Source organism: Bacillus sp. BB51/4, assembly GCF_008368845.1.
GTDB lineage: Bacteria > Bacillota > Bacilli > Bacillales > Bacillaceae_G > Bacillus_A > Bacillus_A wiedmannii.
On record NZ_QOSC01000014.1, the window covers coordinates 324,354 to 341,313 of the forward strand.

Annotated in this window: 13 protein-coding genes, 1 pseudogene and 1 other annotated feature; of the genes and pseudogenes, 11 read left to right on the forward strand and 3 right to left on the reverse strand. The window is 35.9% G+C overall.

What is annotated here, in order from left to right; genetic code table 11:
• The first annotated feature begins 59 nt into the window (after positions 1–59).
• The 3 genes and pseudogenes from cls (at position 60) to DN392_RS21505 (ending at position 2,274) form a co-directional block, all read left to right on the forward strand.
• Entirely contained in the window at positions 60–1,271 is a 1,212-nt protein-coding gene (gene cls, locus DN392_RS21495; RefSeq protein ID WP_000591894.1) for a cardiolipin synthase, read from the forward strand.
• Between the two features lie 162 nt (positions 1,272–1,433).
• Positions 1,434–1,664 (forward strand): annotated as a pseudogene (locus DN392_RS21500) (AHH domain-containing protein); the annotation flags it as partial.
• A 40-nt stretch (positions 1,665–1,704) separates the two neighbouring features.
• The gene (locus DN392_RS21505) at positions 1,705–2,274 is read left to right on the forward strand and encodes an imm11 family protein (protein WP_048566878.1); all 570 of its coding nucleotides are present in this window, start codon (positions 1,705–1,707) and stop codon (positions 2,272–2,274) included.
• 212 nt (positions 2,275–2,486) lie between these two features.
• On the opposite strand, the gene pyrH is transcribed toward DN392_RS21505, so the two are convergent.
• Positions 2,487–3,230, reverse strand: coding sequence for a UMP kinase (gene pyrH / locus DN392_RS21510; RefSeq protein WP_000806137.1), 744 nt, complete (start codon positions 3,228–3,230; stop codon positions 2,487–2,489).
• Between the two features lie 378 nt (positions 3,231–3,608).
• Between pyrH and DN392_RS21515 the strand changes: the two genes are divergently transcribed.
• The 6 genes from DN392_RS21515 to DN392_RS21540 all read left to right on the forward strand — a co-directional run bounded on the left by DN392_RS21515 (position 3,609) and on the right by DN392_RS21540 (position 13,742).
• Positions 3,609–4,880 carry a cation:dicarboxylate symporter family transporter gene (locus DN392_RS21515; protein ID WP_048566879.1) on the forward strand — a complete coding sequence of 424 codons (1,272 nt, stop codon included), beginning with the start codon at positions 3,609–3,611 and terminating at the stop codon, positions 4,878–4,880.
• 24 nt (positions 4,881–4,904) lie between these two features.
• On the forward strand, positions 4,905–6,344 hold the full coding sequence (aspA, locus tag DN392_RS21520; RefSeq protein ID WP_000224182.1) for an aspartate ammonia-lyase: 1,440 nt from the start codon (positions 4,905–4,907) through the stop codon (positions 6,342–6,344).
• Between the two features lie 75 nt (positions 6,345–6,419).
• Positions 6,420–8,132, forward strand: coding sequence for an oxaloacetate-decarboxylating malate dehydrogenase (gene malS, locus DN392_RS21525; RefSeq protein WP_002108581.1), 1,713 nt, complete (start codon positions 6,420–6,422; stop codon positions 8,130–8,132).
• A gap of 64 nt (positions 8,133–8,196) precedes the next feature.
• Positions 8,197–9,495, forward strand: a complete 1,299-nt coding sequence (locus DN392_RS21530) for a sensor histidine kinase (protein WP_087947109.1) — start codon at positions 8,197–8,199, stop codon at positions 9,493–9,495.
• A gap of 2 nt (positions 9,496–9,497) precedes the next feature.
• A complete protein-coding gene (locus DN392_RS21535) occupies positions 9,498–10,430 on the forward strand; it encodes a response regulator (RefSeq protein WP_000500331.1) in 933 nt (310 codons plus the stop codon).
• Positions 10,431–10,547: 117 nt separating this feature from the next.
• Entirely contained in the window at positions 10,548–13,742 is a 3,195-nt protein-coding gene (locus tag DN392_RS21540) for a DEAD/DEAH box helicase (RefSeq protein WP_000011070.1), read from the forward strand.
• Between the two features lie 100 nt (positions 13,743–13,842).
• On the opposite strand, the gene DN392_RS21545 is transcribed toward DN392_RS21540, so the two are convergent.
• Positions 13,843–13,977: a DUF3934 domain-containing protein gene (locus tag DN392_RS21545; RefSeq protein ID WP_000047588.1), complete on the reverse strand. Its 135-nt coding sequence runs from the start codon at positions 13,975–13,977 to the stop codon at positions 13,843–13,845.
• Between the two features lie 406 nt (positions 13,978–14,383).
• Positions 14,384–14,642 (forward strand) — a binding site (T-box leader).
• A gap of 70 nt (positions 14,643–14,712) precedes the next feature.
• Here DN392_RS21545 and asnA point away from each other — a divergent pair.
• Both asnA and DN392_RS21555 read left to right on the forward strand, forming a co-directional pair.
• Complete coding sequence (gene asnA, locus DN392_RS21550) at positions 14,713–15,696, forward strand: aspartate--ammonia ligase (RefSeq protein WP_000284900.1); 984 nt, start codon at positions 14,713–14,715, stop codon at positions 15,694–15,696.
• A gap of 136 nt (positions 15,697–15,832) precedes the next feature.
• Positions 15,833–16,270, forward strand: a complete 438-nt coding sequence (locus tag DN392_RS21555) for a helix-turn-helix domain-containing protein (protein WP_061673200.1) — start codon at positions 15,833–15,835, stop codon at positions 16,268–16,270.
• A 211-nt stretch (positions 16,271–16,481) separates the two neighbouring features.
• Here the strand turns inward: DN392_RS21555 and DN392_RS21560 are convergent, their stop codons facing one another.
• Positions 16,482–16,934, reverse strand: a complete 453-nt coding sequence (locus tag DN392_RS21560) for a VOC family protein (protein ID WP_000184018.1) — start codon at positions 16,932–16,934, stop codon at positions 16,482–16,484.
• Positions 16,935–16,960: the final 26 nt, after the last annotated feature.

The window sequence follows — 16,960 nt, forward strand, 5'->3', positions numbered from 1 at the left end:
ATCTAAATTTGAATGACAAAATAGAAAGGTGGAAAGAAAACGAGCGGAAGGAAATTAAAATGATTAAAAAAATATTGCGAGTTATTTCTATTATTATGGCTATATTTATTTTTATATTAATTTGGATGCATATTGACGTCACACTCGGAAGAAAAATGGAAGCTGGGAAAAATATGCCGACAGAGTACGCTCCTCATTATAGTGACTTTCAATTATATGTAAAAGGGAAGTCATTTTATAAACAGTTATTTACTGACATAAGAGAAGCAAAGCAATCTATTTACACGTATTTTTTTATTTTGTCGGATGACAAAAGTAGCCATACTTTTTTAAACTTATTAAAAGAGAAGGCAAAAGAAGGAGTAAACGTCTATTTATCAGTTGATCGCATTAATGATTTATCATTTGAAAGAAAGATGATAAATGAATTGCGGGAAAGTGGCGTGCATTTTACATATAGTAGAAAACCGGAATTGCCATTCGGATTTTATTCACTTCACCATCGTAATCATCGCCGTATTACGACGATTGATGGGGAAATTGGCTATACAGGCGGATTTAATATAGGAGATGAGTACTTAGGGAAAGATAAGCGATTTGGATATTGGCGTGATTATCATGTACGGCTTAAAGGAGAAGGAGCAAAAGATTTAGAAGAACAGTTTGCTTTAGATTGGAAACGAGATACGAAAGAAGATATAAAGAGAAGTACGAATAAAGCTAGTAAAGGGAACACATTACATACGATGGCTAGTTACAATGGGCATCACGTCGCTGAAAAATATGTTGAGTTAATAAACCAAGCGAAGCATTCGGTTGTCGTTACGACGCCTTATTTTATAGCGAAAAATAAAGAGTTAATGAACGCTTTAATCGCGGCACAAAAACGTGGCGTTACAGTAAAAATACTTTGGTCATATAAACCAGATATTCCTCTCATTAAAGAGGCGGCCTATCCTTACATACGTCAAGCAGTTAATAACGGGATTACGGTATATGGTTATAAAAAAGGGATGTTTCATGGAAAGTTAATGCTGATTGATAATGAATTAACTGTTATCGGTACAATGAACATAACCGCACGTAGCTTTTATATTAATGATGAGATGAATTTGTATATTCATGGTGGAACTATCGTATCAGAAGTGAACGAGGCATTAGCGCAAGATATTCATGATTCAAAAGAAATGACGAAAGAATTTTTTGAGAAGTTATCTTTTTGGGAGCGTTGTAAGGAGAAATTAGCAGGACTGGTGGATTTTTATTTGTGATGATTTAACTGAGATACTGGGAATTTAGAATATAGTAAATAGGAAGTTGTATTGTTTATTTAACAAGTAGAGAAGTGAGAAGGAACCTTCAAAAATAGAAGGTTCTTTCTTGTTTTATACTTTATTATTGATAGTTACAAAATAGTTTGGCCTATTGGAGGCTCTGCTGTTAACGGAGTATTTTTACCTGGATATCGAGCAATAGATAGTAAATATGTAACTACGGAGGCAATGCATATAGGTAATCATGGACCTGAGTATATAGAATTAGTATATAATACTCTGACAGAGATTAAAGAGTTTGGTGGTACTCAAGCTGATGCTGTTGCAGCGCTCCAGACAATCAGAGAAGGATTATTAGATGGCAGTATAAAACTAAATCAACCAAAGTAATAAAAATTGAGTAAGTAACAGATCCTGTAGGAGGGAAAGTATGAAGATTTGGGAATTAAGAAGTTCCTCTGATAACTATAAGTCTTTTCAATTATTAAATTATAAAGAAGATAAAAAGTTTTTTGAAGGGAAGTTTAACTCTACAATAAAATTAAAAGATTCATGGAGAAAGTTACCTATTGAATGTTTAGAAGAAGGAAAAGCCAGTGATTTTCCACAATTCTGGGGAGAAATTGGTGCCCTAATGGTTAGTGAAAAAGCAAAAGCATTATTAGAACCTTCAATAGGCGATAATGTTGAATTCTTACCACTTTTATGCGATTCAACTAGTGAGGTATATTACTTGGTCCATGTGTTGAATGTACTAGATGCAATTGATAGTGATAAAGCAATTTTTAAAAAACTGATTACAGGTTTAATAATAGGATGCGAAAAATTCGCATTTAATAGTAATACTGTTCAAAATGAGATGATTTTTAAGGTTTATATAAATGGGAAAATTCATCCCACGGCTGTTTTTATTTCAGATGAATTGAAGAATCTTATTGAACAAAGTGATTTAAAAGGATTTGAATTTATTGAAGTGTGGGATTCAGAAGAGCTTTCGTAAATAAATTCTAAAATTATAAATGGTCCTGATAAGTTTACGATAAAAACTTAAGTCCCCTTGTTATACAAAGTAGGGGACTATTTACCCTGCATTAACGAGCAGTAAGATTCCCACCTCAAAATTCGGCTGAAGCAAAGGGGCGAGGTGAGAGATCAATTGCTTGTAAAAGGCTAATAATTCCTGGAGATGAACAAAACTTCCGATAAAAAATATTATTTTTCATGCACCAGCATCGAAACATCATCATTAATTAACGTCCCAACATGTTCACCTAAACAAATTCTTTTCATCACGCCAGGCTCATCAAAGTTAAAGACATGTGCTGGTAAATTATAATCACGGGCAAGTAGTAAAGCGGCTTGATCCATTACTTGTATGTTTTGCCTAACTATATCGTTATAGTTTAGTTTTTTATACATTTTCGCTGATTTGTTATGTTTTGGATCGCTTGTAAAGACACCATCTACGCCTTGTTTTGCGACTAATATGGCGTCACTATTCATTTCAATGGCTCTTTGTACACTTGGATAATCTGTCGTAACGAACGGTTGCCCGTTACCGCCCCCAAAAATGATGATATAACCGTTATCTAAATGGTGGACTGCACGTAAGCGAATGTATGGTTCAGCTACTGCATTAAAAGGGATGGAAGTCATAACGCGTACTTCTTTATCAGTTTTGCTAGTTAGAACGCCGCGAAGCATTAAGCTGTTAATTATCGTTCCTAACGTCCCTATATTATCAGCTTCTACGCGATCAATGCCCCATTCTTCAGCTAAATGACCTCTGAATATGTTACCACCACCAATTACGATGGAGACTTCGATGCCTAAATCAACGATGGATAAAATTTCGTTTGCGATATGTTCTAATCGTTTCGAGTTAAAGCTATTTCCAGATTGATCAGCAAGTGCGCCGCCGCTTAATTTAATTAAGACTCGTTTATATGGCTTCATAACAATTCCCCCTATATAGATCGCAATAAAAAAGGAACAAAGGCGAATGCCTTTGTTCCTTTTTATGAAAATGAAATAGAAAAGAAATAGATATAATGGATTTCTTTGCATGATTTTTCATAATATCCACTCCTTTTCATCCTTTTTAGTTTGAATACATATATCTTTTAGATTATACGAAATAATCTGATGTTTTATCAAGTATATTTTATTTCTTTTTACGGAATATGTGTCAATGAATATTATAAGAAAAAAATTCGAATTTTTTGTGACGAACTTGTAGGTTTTTGTATGATTTTGTAGGTTCGCCTATAAGATGTGTGAGTAAGCTTTTATAAATACGAAATGAAAGCGTTCGCATGAAGGGGATGAACATAAATGAAAAAATTCGGATTGGCAACACAAATTTTTGTCGCGCTTGTTTTAGGGATTGTGGTAGGGGCAATCTTTTACGGCAATAAAACGGCGATTTCTTATATCACACCAATTGGGGATATATTTATTCACTTAATTAAAATGATTGTAGTACCAATTGTTATTTCAGCATTAATTGTTGCGGTAGCAGGTGTAGGAGATATGAAGAAGCTTGGGAAACTGGGTGGTAAGACAATTCTTTATTTCGAAATTATTACGACGATCGCTATTTTAATGGGATTACTTGCGGCGAATATATTCCAACCAGGTACTGGCGTTGATATGAGTAACTTACAGCAAAGTGATATTTCTTCTTATAAACAAACAGCAGATGCTACAGAGAAGAAAGGTTTTGCTGAGACAATTGTTCATATTGTACCGAAAAACGTATTTGAATCGATTGCACAAGGTGACTTATTACCGATTATTTTCTTCTCAGTATTATTCGGTTTAGGAGTTGCGGCAATTGGGGAGAAAGGAAAGCCTGTCTTTAACTTCTTTGAAGGTGTACTCGAAGCGATGTTTTGGGTTACAAATCAAGTTATGAAATTTGCACCATTTGGTGTATTCGCATTAATTGCTGTTACGGTTGCAAAATTTGGTGTAGCAACATTACTTCCTTTAGGAAAACTAGTGCTAGCTGTATATGTAACTGTTATACTATTCGTTGTGATTGTATTAGGTATTAATGCACGAATGGTTGGCGTAAACATTTTTACATTAATGAAAATTTTAAAAGAAGAACTTATTCTTTCATTTACGACAGCAAGTTCAGAAGCTGTTTTACCTAATATAATGAGAAAAATGGAAGAGTTCGGTTGTCCAAAGGCAGTTGCCTCTTTCGTTATTCCGACAGGTTATACATTTAACTTGACTGGATCGGCTATTTATCAAGCGTTAGCGGCATTGTTTGTTGCACAAATGTACGGTGTGCACATGTCACTAACGGAGCAAATAACGTTATTATTCGTTCTCATGTTAACATCCAAGGGTATGGCGGGAGTTCCAGGTGCATCGTTCGTTGTTGTATTAGCAACGTTAGGTTCAATGGGGTTACCACTAGAAGGTATCGCGTTAATTGCGGGAATTGACCGCATTTTAGATATGATTCGCTCATCTGTCAATGTGTTAGGAAATGCATTAGCGGCCATTGTTATGTCGAAGTGGGAAGGCGAATTCGATAATGAGAAAGCAAAACAATATGTAGAAACAGTCAAAGAAACAAAAGCAGCATAAGAAATCGTTAAGGAGTGAATAATCATGGCAACATTAACTGAAGTTAAAAACGGTGTTCGAATTGAAAAAGATTTTTTAGGTGAAAAAGAAGTGCCAAACTATGCATACTACGGCGTACAAACAATGCGTGCAGTTGAAAACTTCCCAATTACAGGATACAAAATCCATGAAGGCTTAATTAAAGCATTCGCAATTGTAAAAAAAGCTGCAGCGCTTGCTAATACAGATGTAGGAAGATTGGAATTGAACAAGGGCGGCGCGATCGCAGAAGCCGCTCAAGAAATTCTTGATGGAAAATGGCATGATCATTTCATCGTAGATCCAATCCAAGGCGGAGCAGGTACTTCAATGAACATGAATGCAAATGAAGTCATGGCCAATCGTGCTCTTGAGTTATTAGGAATGGAAAAGGGAGACTATCATTATATTAGTCCAAATAGTCATGTAAACATGGCGCAATCAACAAACGATGCGTTCCCAACGGCGATTCATATCGCAACATTAAACGCATTAGAAGGTTTATTACAAACGATGGGTTATATGCACGATGTATTTGAATTAAAAGCAGAGCAGTTCGATCATGTTATTAAAATGGGTCGTACACATTTACAAGACGCTGTGCCAATTCGTCTTGGACAAGAATTTAAAGCGTATTCTCGCGTACTTGAACGTGATATGAAACGTATCAAGCAATCACGTCAACATCTATATGAAGTAAATATGGGAGCAACTGCAGTTGGTACAGGCTTAAATGCAGATCCAGAATATATTGAAGCAGTTGTAAAACATTTAGCTGCAATCAGTGAATTACCACTTGTTGGTGCAGAAGACTTAGTAGATGCAACGCAAAATACGGATGCATACACAGAAGTATCTGCAGCACTTAAAGTATGTATGATGAATATGTCTAAAATTGCAAATGACCTTCGCTTAATGGCATCAGGTCCACGCGTTGGTTTAGCGGAAATTATGCTACCTGCTCGTCAACCAGGTTCATCTATTATGCCAGGGAAAGTAAACCCTGTTATGCCAGAAGTAATTAATCAAATTGCGTTCCAAGTAATTGGTAACGACCATACAATTTGCCTTGCTTCAGAAGCAGGACAATTAGAATTAAACGTTATGGAACCAGTACTTGTTTTCAACTTACTTCAATCAATTAGCATTATGAATAATGGTTTCCGTGCCTTTACAGATAATTGCTTAAAAGGAATTGAAGCGAATGAAGATCGCTTAAAAGAGTATGTTGAGAAGAGTGTAGGAATTATTACAGCCGTGAACCCTCATATCGGTTATGAAGCAGCAGCTCGCGTTGCGAAAGAAGCAATCGCGACAGGGCAATCCGTTCGAGAACTTTGTGTGAAAAATGGTGTATTGTCACAAGAAGATTTAGAGTTAATTCTAGATCCATTCGAAATGACACACCCAGGGATTGCAGGAGCAGCTCTTTTAAAGAAAAATTAAAAAAAGAGGGGGGACAATCCCCTCTTTTTTGTTTACAATATAGAAATGCTATATATGAATAGAGGTAGGGATGTTATGAGTAAGTTTACAGTAGCTTCTAATGGTTCATTAGAAACGACATTAAGAGGAGTAGAAGTATTATCAACACCACTTTTAAATAAAGGGGTCGCTTTCACGCAAGAAGAGAGAGAAGAATTAGGTTTAAAAGGGTTATTACCTCCAGCAGTTTTAACGTTAGAAGAACAAGCACGCCGAGCATACGAGCAATTTTGTTCTCAGCCGGATGATTTATTAAAGAATGTATACTTAACAGCGTTGCATGATCGAAATGAAGTATTATTTTATCGTATATTAACAAATCATTTACGTGAAATGTTACCGATTGTATATACACCAACTGTTGGTGTAGCAATTCAAAGATATAGTCATGAATATCGTAAACCACGTGGTGTATATTTATCAATTAACGATCCGTCAGGTATTGAAGAAGCATTCGCCAATATCGGTGCAACAGCAGAAAATATTGATTTAGTCGTTGTAACAGATGGAGAAGGCATACTTGGAATTGGTGACTGGGGCGTTGGTGGTATTAACATCGCAATCGGAAAATTAGCTGTTTATACGGCTGCGGTTGGAATCGATCCTAGTCGTGTATTACCGGTAATTCTAGACGTAGGTACAAATCGTGAAGAACTATTAAATAATCCATTTTATATTGGAAATCGTCACCCTCGTATAACTGGTGAAGCTTACGATGAGTTTATTGATACGTTTGTACAAGCGGTAAATAAGCAATTCCCGAAAGCACTATTACATTGGGAAGACTTTAGTTCTCGAAATGCACGAAAAATTTTAGATAAATATCGTCATGATATTTGTACATTTAATGATGATATTCAAGGTACAGGTGCAGTTTCTCTTGCTGCGGTATTATCAGCAGTAAAAGCTTCTGGTGTACCATTAAGTGAACACCGCGTCGTTGTGTTTGGAGCTGGGACGGCTGGAATCGGTATCGCAGATCAAGTAAGAGATGCAATGGTCCGCGCTGGCTTATCAGAAGAAGAATCACATAATCGTTTCTGGTGTATTGACCGAAACGGATTAGTTACAGATAACATGGAAGATCTTCTTGATTTCCAAATTCCATATGCAAGAAAAGAAGCAGAAGTAAGTGAGTGGAAAGAAAATGATATAATCGGACTTGCTGAAGTTGTGAAACATGTACAACCGACAATTTTAATTGGTACATCTACTGTTGCAGGCGCATTTAAAGAAGAGATTATTAAAGAAATGGCTTCTCACGTAGAAAGACCAATCATTTTACCAATGTCGAATCCGACGCCACTTGCTGAAGCAAAACCAGCAGATTTAATTGAATGGACAGAGGGAAGAGCATTAGTTGCAACAGGAAGTCCATTTGAACCAGTTACATATAACGGTGTAACGTATGTAATTGGACAATCAAATAACGCACTTATTTTCCCTGGACTGGGTCTTGGTACAATTGTTGTTCGTGCAAGCGTCATGACGGATGGAATGTTCGCAGCAGCAGCTGAAGCGGTTGCAAGCATGGTAGATACAAGTCAGCCAGGAGCACCTATCTTACCAGAAGTCGAAGAGTTACGTAATATCTCGGAAATGGTTGCGATTGAAGTAGCGAAAGTTGCAGTTGCAGAAGGTGTTGCTAGAGTGAAATTAAGTGATAATGATATCAAGATTGCAGTGAAAGAAGCAATATGGGAACCAGAGTATCGCCAAATAAAAGCGGTAGAAAAGGTTAGAATATAGAAATAAAGCCCGTTTATCATAATAAACGGGCTTTCACTTTTACTATTGAAAAAAAGTATAGGAAGTGGCACTTTTGAATTGGAATCAATTATGGAAGAAAGATATATCCCTTTTAATTATACTAATGGTTGTTGTTCCAATTGCTGGAGAGCTTAATTTTCATCCTTTCAACGATACGTTTCGCGTTAGCTTTGGGACACCACTTTTCTTCTTTTTATTACTCTTTTTAAGAAGAATACCAGCAGCAGCTGCAGGTATTCTTGTCGGTATATGTGTCGTTTTATTCCGTGTATGTCTTGACTGGGTATTGCAAGGTTCATTCCATATGACAGAATCATTTTATTTGCGTTATCCTGTGTTCTTTTATTATTTTATTTATGGAAGTCTTTTTTCACTTTGTAGGGTGAATAAGTTTCATCAGAGACCAATCGTTATTGGATGCCTTGGAATTACAATTGAAATTATTGCAAGTATGTCAGAGCTAGCGATTTATCATATGGTAGTGCTCGGTACAACAATAACAGTTTCTGAAGTGAATAAACTTATCATTATTGCTATTTTCCGCAGTTTCTTTGCGCTCGGCTTTTTAAATATGATGAATTTATATGAAACAAAATTAAAAGAATCACAAGTTCGAAAAGAAAATGAAAAAATGTTCATGCACTTGTCCAATTTATATGTAGAATCTGTTCATTTGAAAAAAACGTTACAAAATGCAGAATTGATTACACAAGAAGCATATCAACTATATCGAAATTTACAAGCGAACGATGCCTCAAATAGTAAAATAGCATTGAAAATAGCAGGAGAAGTGCACGAAATCAAAAAGGATAATCAAAGGATTTTTGCAGGATTATCTAAACTGTTATTAGATAAAAATGTTGCTGAGTATGTAGAAGGACATGAGCTTACAGAAATGATTGTAAGAATAAATGAAAAGTATGCTGAAATGCTAGAGAAAGATATACGTTTTTCTAAACATATAGAAGGTGAGCACGCTGCATATCACGTGTATACAGTGCTATCAATCTTTAATAACTTAGTTGCCAATGCAGTGGAAGCAATTGAAGATAGAGGTCTCATTCATATTAAGTTATATAAACGAGAGCAACATGTAATCTTTGAAGTAATTGACGATGGCCCTGGTATTGCACAAAAGTATAAGAAATTAGTATTTAAGCCCGGGTTTACTTCAAAGTATGATCAAACGGGAACACCGTCCACAGGAATCGGACTTTCTTACATACACGAAATGGTCACAGAGCTCGGCGGAGAAGTAAGGTTAGAAGACAATGAAACTGGAAAAGGGTGTAAGTTTATCGTTTGTTTACCGGAGTGCAGTTTAAAGCGGGAAGGGGAATAGATTTGTTTTATTATATTGTAGATGATGATGAAGTTTTCCGTTCGATGCTTTCGCAAATTATTGAGGATGGCGATCTAGGGGAAGTAATTGGAGAATCGGAAGATGGAGCGTATATTGAAGCAGAACAGCTAAATTATAAAAAAGTAGATATTTTATTTATTGATTTACTCATGCCAATGAGAGATGGCATTGAAACAGTTCGCCATATAGCGCCTTCATTCAATGGGAAAATTATTATGATTTCTCAAGTTGAATCGAAACAGCTCATTGGTGAGGCGTATACACTTGGTGTGGAGTATTATATCACGAAACCACTAAACAAAATTGAAGTTGAATCTGTCGTACGAAAAGTAATGGAACGGATTCGCTTGGAGCGTTCCATACATGATATTCAAAAATCATTGAATAACGTGTTTCAGTGGGAGCAGCCGCAAATGCGCAATGAACCGGTGCAAGAAGGGAAAAAGATATCAGATTCAGGACGCTTTTTACTATCTGAACTCGGTATTGCGGGAGAGAATGGCAGTAAAGATTTACTTAGTATGCTGGAATATTTATATGGACAAGAAAAGGCGCAAACATTTGAATTTGGATTTCCTGCGTTAAAAGATATCTTTCACCAAATAACATTAAAAAAATTAGATCATATAGCTTCGGATGCAGATATAGATAAGGAGAGAAAAGCATCTGAACAACGTGTAAGAAGAGCGATTTATCAGTCGTTAAATCATTTGGCCTCTTTAGGGTTAACAGATTTTTCAAATCCGAAATTTGAAAGCTATGCCCCAAAGTTTTTTGATTTCACTGTAGTTAGAAAACGAATGACAGAAATGACAAAGGATGAAATAGCGACTTCTGGCCATATACGAATTAATACGAAGAAATTTATTCAAGTGTTATATTTTGAGGCGAAACGGCTGATGGAGATAGAGTGAAAAGGTGCTTATAAATAAGCATCTTTTTTTGTTAAATCAATATTTTATATTTTCTCGTAGAGCATGTAAAATGTTAAGTAAGAGAAAATGGTTTTACATTAAGGAAGTGTCAAAATAATGAGTTTTACATTAAATAAATCGATTATAAAAGAAGTATGCGGAGAGACCTCATATAAAAGAGGGGAAGCTTATTATAAATCAAATAAAGTAATCGTGAATCATTATGATGAAATGAAAGAAATTTGCGAAGCGACGGTAAAAGGGAACGAAGATTTTCATGTTACAGTAGAAAAAGCTAAAAAAGGTGATGTTGTTGCGAGCTGTAGTTGTCCTTCGTTAGCGTCTTTTCAAACGTACTGTCAACATGTTGCAGCCGTACTGATACAAATAAATTATAACCAGCAAACGGGAGGCATGTCCGAAAATATGAGCGGAAATGATCAATTAACGAGCGGAATGTTTCAGTTGTTTGCAGACAAACCACTGCGGCCAAAAAGTAAACAACACCGTTTTGATACACGTGAAATATTAGATGTTGCGTTTATATGTTCACCAGTAGCGACGAAAAGTGGTGGGGCCCTTCTTGGAATTCAGTTAAAACTTGCGAAAATATATTTTATAAAGCATATTAGAGAATTTCTTTCTAAAGTGGAGAAGAGAGAGACTTTTCATTGTTCTAATGAATTTACATACACACCAGATGTACATAGCTTCAGGCAGGAAACAGATGCGGTTATTCAGCAGCTTATTAAAATGTATCATAATGAAAAAATGTATGAAGATGCGTTAGAAGTACATGCGAAACAAGATGAAAGTATGATATTCATACCGCCAGCTTCGTGGAAAGATATGCTCTCTTCACTTTATAAAGTTGAGTATGTACAGCTGAAACAACATGAGCAACTGTTTCATGGCTTACAAATTTCAAACGGTTTATTGCCATTACATTTTGAGTTTACGAAAGGAAATAATGGTGGATTCACACTTCATATAGACGGCCTAAATCGTGTTCAAGTGATGGAAATGTATAACAACGCTCTTTACGATGGGAAATTATATCATTTACCTATGGAAGATTGTATGCGACTTATTGAATTGCAAAAGATGATGAGTCGCTCAAATAGCAATCAGTTTTATATTCCTGAAAGTAAGATGGAACATTTTGTAGCGAAAGTTGTGCCAGGATTAATGAAACTGGGAACGGTACGCATTGATGAAGTAATATCAGATCGTGTTGAAACGCCGTCGCTAAAAGCAAAACTGTATTTAGATCGAGTGAAAAATCGTTTGTTAGCAGGTCTTGAATTTCATTATGGAAACGTCATGATCAATCCGTTAGAAGAAGACGGACAGCCGTCTGTTTTTAATCGTGATGAGAAAAAGGAAAAAGAGATTTTAGACATTATGAGTGAAAGTGCCTTCGCGAAAACAGAAGGTGGTTACTTTATGCATAATGAAGAGGCTGAGTATAACTTTTTATATCACGTCGTTCCGTCGTTAAAAGGCTTGGTTGACATTTATGCGACGACAGCAATTAAATTACGTATTCATAAAGGGGATACAGCACCACTTATTAGAGTGAGAAGAAAAGAAAGAATTGATTGGTTATCATTTCGTTTTGATATAAAAGGAATACCAGAAGCGGAGATTAAAGGTGTATTAGTCGCTCTTGAAGAGAAACGCAAATATTACCGATTAGCGAATGGTTCTTTATTATCACTAGAGAGCAAAGAGTTTAATGAAATTAATCAGTTTGTAAAAGAATCAGGTATTCGAAAAGAATTTTTACACGGGGAAGAAGTGAATGTTCCGCTTATTCGGAGTGTAAAATGGATGAACGGACTTCACGAAGGTAATGTTTTAAGTTTAGATGAGTCTGTTCAAGATTTAGTGGAAAGCATTCAAAATCCGAAAAAATTAAAGTTTACAGTGCCAAATACTTTACATGCTGTAATGAGAGAGTATCAAGTATACGGATTTGAGTGGATGAAAACACTCGCCTATTACCGCTTTGGCGGTATTTTAGCAGATGATATGGGACTTGGAAAAACGCTGCAAAGTATTGCTTACATAGATTCTGTGTTGCCTGAAATTCGAGAAAAGAAACTACCTATATTAGTCGTTTCACCGTCCTCTCTTGTTTATAATTGGTTTAGTGAATTGAAAAAATTCGCCCCGCATATTAGAGCGGTTATTGCAGATGGAAATCAAACGGAGCGGCGAAAAATATTAAAAGACATAGTGGAATTTGATGTCGTAATTACGTCATATCCATTACTGAGAAGAGATATAAGATCGTATGCGAGGCCGTTTCATACACTGTTTCTTGATGAAGCACAGGCGTTTAAAAATCCTACAACCCAAACTGCAAAAGCAGTGAAAACAATTCAAGCTGAATATCGTTTCGGGCTAACGGGAACGCCTGTAGAAAATTCATTAGAAGAGCTATGGTCTATCTTCCATGTCGTATTTCCGGAATTATTACCAGGAAGAAAAGAATTCGGTGATTTAAGGCGCGAAGATATAGCGAAGCGCGTAAAACCTTTCGTATTAAGACGATTAAAAGGGGACGTATTACAGGAGCTTCCAGATAAAATAGAGCATCTACAATCATCGGAGTTGTTACCAGATCAAAAGAGATTGTATGCTGCGTATTTAGCGAAATTAAGGGAAGAAACGTTAAAACATTTAGACAAAGATACGTTACGCAAAAATAAAATTAGAGTTTTAGCGGGATTAACAAGATTACGCCAAATTTGTTGTCACCCTGCTTTGTTTGTTGATGATTATAAGGGCAGTTCAGCTAAATTTGAACAACTGTTAGAGATTTTAGAGGAATGTAGAAGTACAGGGAAGAGAATTCTTATCTTTTCTCAATTCACGAAGATGCTTTCCATTATTGGCCGTGAGTTAAATCGTCAAGCAATTCCATACTTTTATTTAGACGGAAATACCCCTTCGCAAGAACGTGTAGAGCTATGTGATCGGTTTAATGAAGGGGAAGGGGATCTATTTCTCATCTCTTTAAAAGCTGGTGGTACGGGTCTTAACTTAACGGGTGCTGATACGGTTATATTATACGATTTATGGTGGAATCCAGCTGTTGAACAACAAGCAGCAGATAGGGCATATCGAATGGGACAAAAAAATACGGTACAAGTTATTAAATTAGTGGCTCACGGCACAATTGAGGAAAAGATGCATGAACTGCAAGAGAGTAAGAAAAATTTAATCGCTGAAGTGATTGAGCCGGGAGAAGAGAAATTATCTTCTATTACGGAGGAAGAAATCCGAGATATTCTAATGATTTAATATGAAAAAGCTATGCTTTCAAATTTATGAGAGCATAGCTTTTTGTTGTAATAATAATATTTTGTTTTGAACAAAGTAAAGAAATAAGACACTATTTATTTTACTTCTTTGTACCTTTACTTTTGTATGGCTTTGCAGCTGCCTTTTTCTTTGCACTTGATTGCCAACGATTCCATCCTTTACTTCCTGTACCTTGTCCTACACCTTTTTTCGGTTTTGCTTTCGTTTTACTCATATGATCACTCCGTTATATAAAAATCTTATTTGATAATAGTCAATGATTTAGAAAATACTCTTTATAAATGACTATGATTACTTTAAGTAAAAATAAACTGCTTGAATGCTATAGTATAACATGAATTTGCAAGTAAACTGAAAGGAATTACAAAGAAAATGAAAATAATACGAAATACTGCGGATTCTATATTTCGAACGATTACATTACTTGTTGTGTATATGTTAGTCTCGGTTAGTGAAACATTTTTGGGATTAACAAGGCAAAAGAAGTAAAGAGGGTATATTGGAAACAATCAATAAAGCCGTAAAATAAAGAATTGAAAAATATTTTAAAACTTTTTGTTGACTTTCTTTATTTTTTGTATAGAATAATCATTAATAAAATGTTTCAGAGATGTGACAACAAAACGACTATGAAAGGACGAGTAGTAGTAGGATGTAGTCTAAGCGAGTCAGGGGTGGTGCGAGCCTGATACGAAGCCTATTATGAAGAACCTCCTGGAGTTGCTAACCGAAATCCTTTATAGGAAAGTAGACTTAGCCGGGAACTTCGCCGTTACAAGAAGAACAGTATCGAGATATTTCATCTCCGTACTGTATAAGTGAGCAACCTCTGTTGCTAATTTGGGTGGTACCGCGGAACCAAAGCCTTTCGTCCCAGTTTTTTGGGAAAGAAGGGCTTTTTTTGTTGGCTTCTTTTCACAACATCCAAACATTTTAGGAGGAAACCACCATGTATCAATCATTAATGACAGTAAGAGAGACTCAAATCGCAATTAAGGAAGTTAAAACATTTTTCGAGGATCAATTAGCAAAACGCCTTGAACTATTCCGCGTATCTGCACCATTATTCGTAACGAAAAAATCAGGATTAAATGATCACTTAAACGGTGTAGAACGTCCAATTGAATTTGATATGTTACATTCAGGAGAAGAATTAGAAATTGTGCATTCACTAGCGAAGTGGAAAAGATTCGCATTACATGAATACGGATATGAAGCTGGTGAAGGTTTATATACAAACATGAACGCAATTCGTCGTGATGAGGAACTTGATGCAACACATTCCATTTACGTTGACCAATGGGATTGGGAAAAAATTGTTCAAAAAGAATGGCGCACTGTAGACTACTTGCAAGAAACAGTACAAACAATTTATGGAATATTCAAAGATTTAGAAGATCACTTGTTTGAAAAATATCCGTTCCTTGGAAAGTATTTACCAGAAGAAGTTGTTTTCATCACTTCCCAAGAACTAGAAGATAAATATCCAGAATTGACACCGAAAGATCGTGAACATGCAATTGCAAAAGAACACGGTGCAGTCTTTATTATAGGGATTGGTGATGCACTTCGTTCAGGTGAAAAGCATGACGGACGCGCAGCTGATTACGATGATTGGAAATTAAACGGTGACATTTTATTCTGGCACCCAGTATTACAATCTTCATTCGAATTATCATCAATGGGAATTCGTGTTGATAGTAAATCACTTGATGAGCAGTTAACGAAAACAGGTGAAGACTTCAAACGTGAGTATGATTTCCATAAAGGTATTTTAGAAGACGTACTACCATTAACAATTGGGGGTGGTATTGGACAATCAAGAATGTGCATGTACTTCTTACGAAAAGCACATATTGGGGAAGTTCAATCTTCTGTATGGCCTGACGATTTACGTGAAGCTTGCAAGAAAGAAAACATTCATCTGTTTTAATAGAAGAGAGAGGATAGCTCAAAAAGTTATTCTCTCTTTTTTATAGTGTAAACGAGTGGTTTACAGTGGGTTTTACTAATGGTTTCTTTCTTTTTTGGATCCTTTTATGTAATAATTTGTTAAAGGAGGGGACGTTATGAGCTTAGGACAACAACTTAAAAGATTACGAGAGTCAAAAGGGTTTTCACAGGAAGATGTTGCTAAAAAGATTGGTATAACGAGGCAAGCAGTGTATAAGTGGGAAAATGATAAAAGTTGCCCTGATATTGAAAATTTAATTTTATTGAGCGAAATGTATAATGTTACGCTCGATGAGTTAATAAAAGGGAACCGAAATTTAAAAGAGAAAATACATATTGATGAAGATGAGGATTTTGAGAAAGAGAATGAGTTTGGTTTTTATATTGGGTTTGGTTTGCTAATTGTGAGTGCTTTCATTGATTATGAAGGAATGCAAGAGATTTTATTAGGAATTGCACTATTCATGATGGTTTTTTACTCTGACGTGAAGAAAGTTATTTTGAATGAGTTCAGATCGTTTTTTAAAAGAAAAGATATATATGATAAGAAGTGAGAAGAGTCCGTTATATTTCCTAGGAAAGAGTATAACAAGTAATTGAATTGTTTTATAATGATTTTGGGATGTTGATAGTATGTTAAAAAGTTCAAACAAGCATAACCCCGCTCTAAAGCTAGGACGGGGTTCAAAATCTAAGTTTTATTAAGCGTAAAGTTCTTTCAAATATTTTCACTTCAGTAAAGGTTTTTTATAAAACATCACCTACTTATTTGTTACCGAGTTCTTCCGCTAAACCGATTAAAATTCCTTCGGTTCCACGAATGTAGCAGAGTCGATACGAGTTCTCATACTGAACTACTTCGCCAACGAGCTCTGCACCATGCTTAGTAAGTCTGGATACCATTTCATCAATGTCTTCAACGGTGAACATGACGCGCAGATAACCGAGGGCGTTTACAGGAGCTGCCCGGTGATCTGCTATAGTAGGTGGGGTGAGAAATCGCGAAAGTTCAATTCGGCTGTGACCATCTGGCGTAACCATCATAGCAATCTCTACGCACTGGGAACCGAGTCCTGTTACGCGACCAGCCCATTCACCTTCAACAGTAGCTCGCCCTTCGAGATTCAAGCCAATCTCCTCGAAGAAAGAGATTGCGTTATCAAGGGATTCTACAACGATGCTGACATTGTCCATTCGTAGTAATCTGTTGTTTGTCATAGTCTTTATCTCCTTATATGTATAAA

Excerpts from the sequence above, each read along its gene's own strand:
- cls (WP_000591894.1), top strand. The coding sequence starts at position 60 with ATGATTAAAAAAATATTGCGAGTTATTTCTATTATTATGGCTATATTT.
- DN392_RS21505 (WP_048566878.1), top strand. The coding sequence starts at position 1,705 with ATGAAGATTTGGGAATTAAGAAGTTCCTCTGATAACTATAAGTCTTTT.
- pyrH (WP_000806137.1), bottom strand. The coding sequence starts at position 3,230 with ATGAAGCCATATAAACGAGTCTTAATTAAATTAAGCGGCGGCGCACTT.
- DN392_RS21515 (WP_048566879.1), top strand. The coding sequence starts at position 3,609 with ATGAAAAAATTCGGATTGGCAACACAAATTTTTGTCGCGCTTGTTTTA.
- aspA (WP_000224182.1), top strand. The coding sequence starts at position 4,905 with ATGGCAACATTAACTGAAGTTAAAAACGGTGTTCGAATTGAAAAAGAT.
- malS (WP_002108581.1), top strand. The coding sequence starts at position 6,420 with ATGAGTAAGTTTACAGTAGCTTCTAATGGTTCATTAGAAACGACATTA.
- DN392_RS21540 (WP_000011070.1), top strand. The coding sequence starts at position 10,548 with ATGAGTTTTACATTAAATAAATCGATTATAAAAGAAGTATGCGGAGAG.
- DN392_RS21545 (WP_000047588.1), bottom strand. The coding sequence starts at position 13,977 with ATGAGTAAAACGAAAGCAAAACCGAAAAAAGGTGTAGGACAAGGTACA.
- asnA (WP_000284900.1), top strand. The coding sequence starts at position 14,713 with ATGTATCAATCATTAATGACAGTAAGAGAGACTCAAATCGCAATTAAG.
- DN392_RS21555 (WP_061673200.1), top strand. The coding sequence starts at position 15,833 with ATGAGCTTAGGACAACAACTTAAAAGATTACGAGAGTCAAAAGGGTTT.
- DN392_RS21560 (WP_000184018.1), bottom strand. The coding sequence starts at position 16,934 with ATGACAAACAACAGATTACTACGAATGGACAATGTCAGCATCGTTGTA.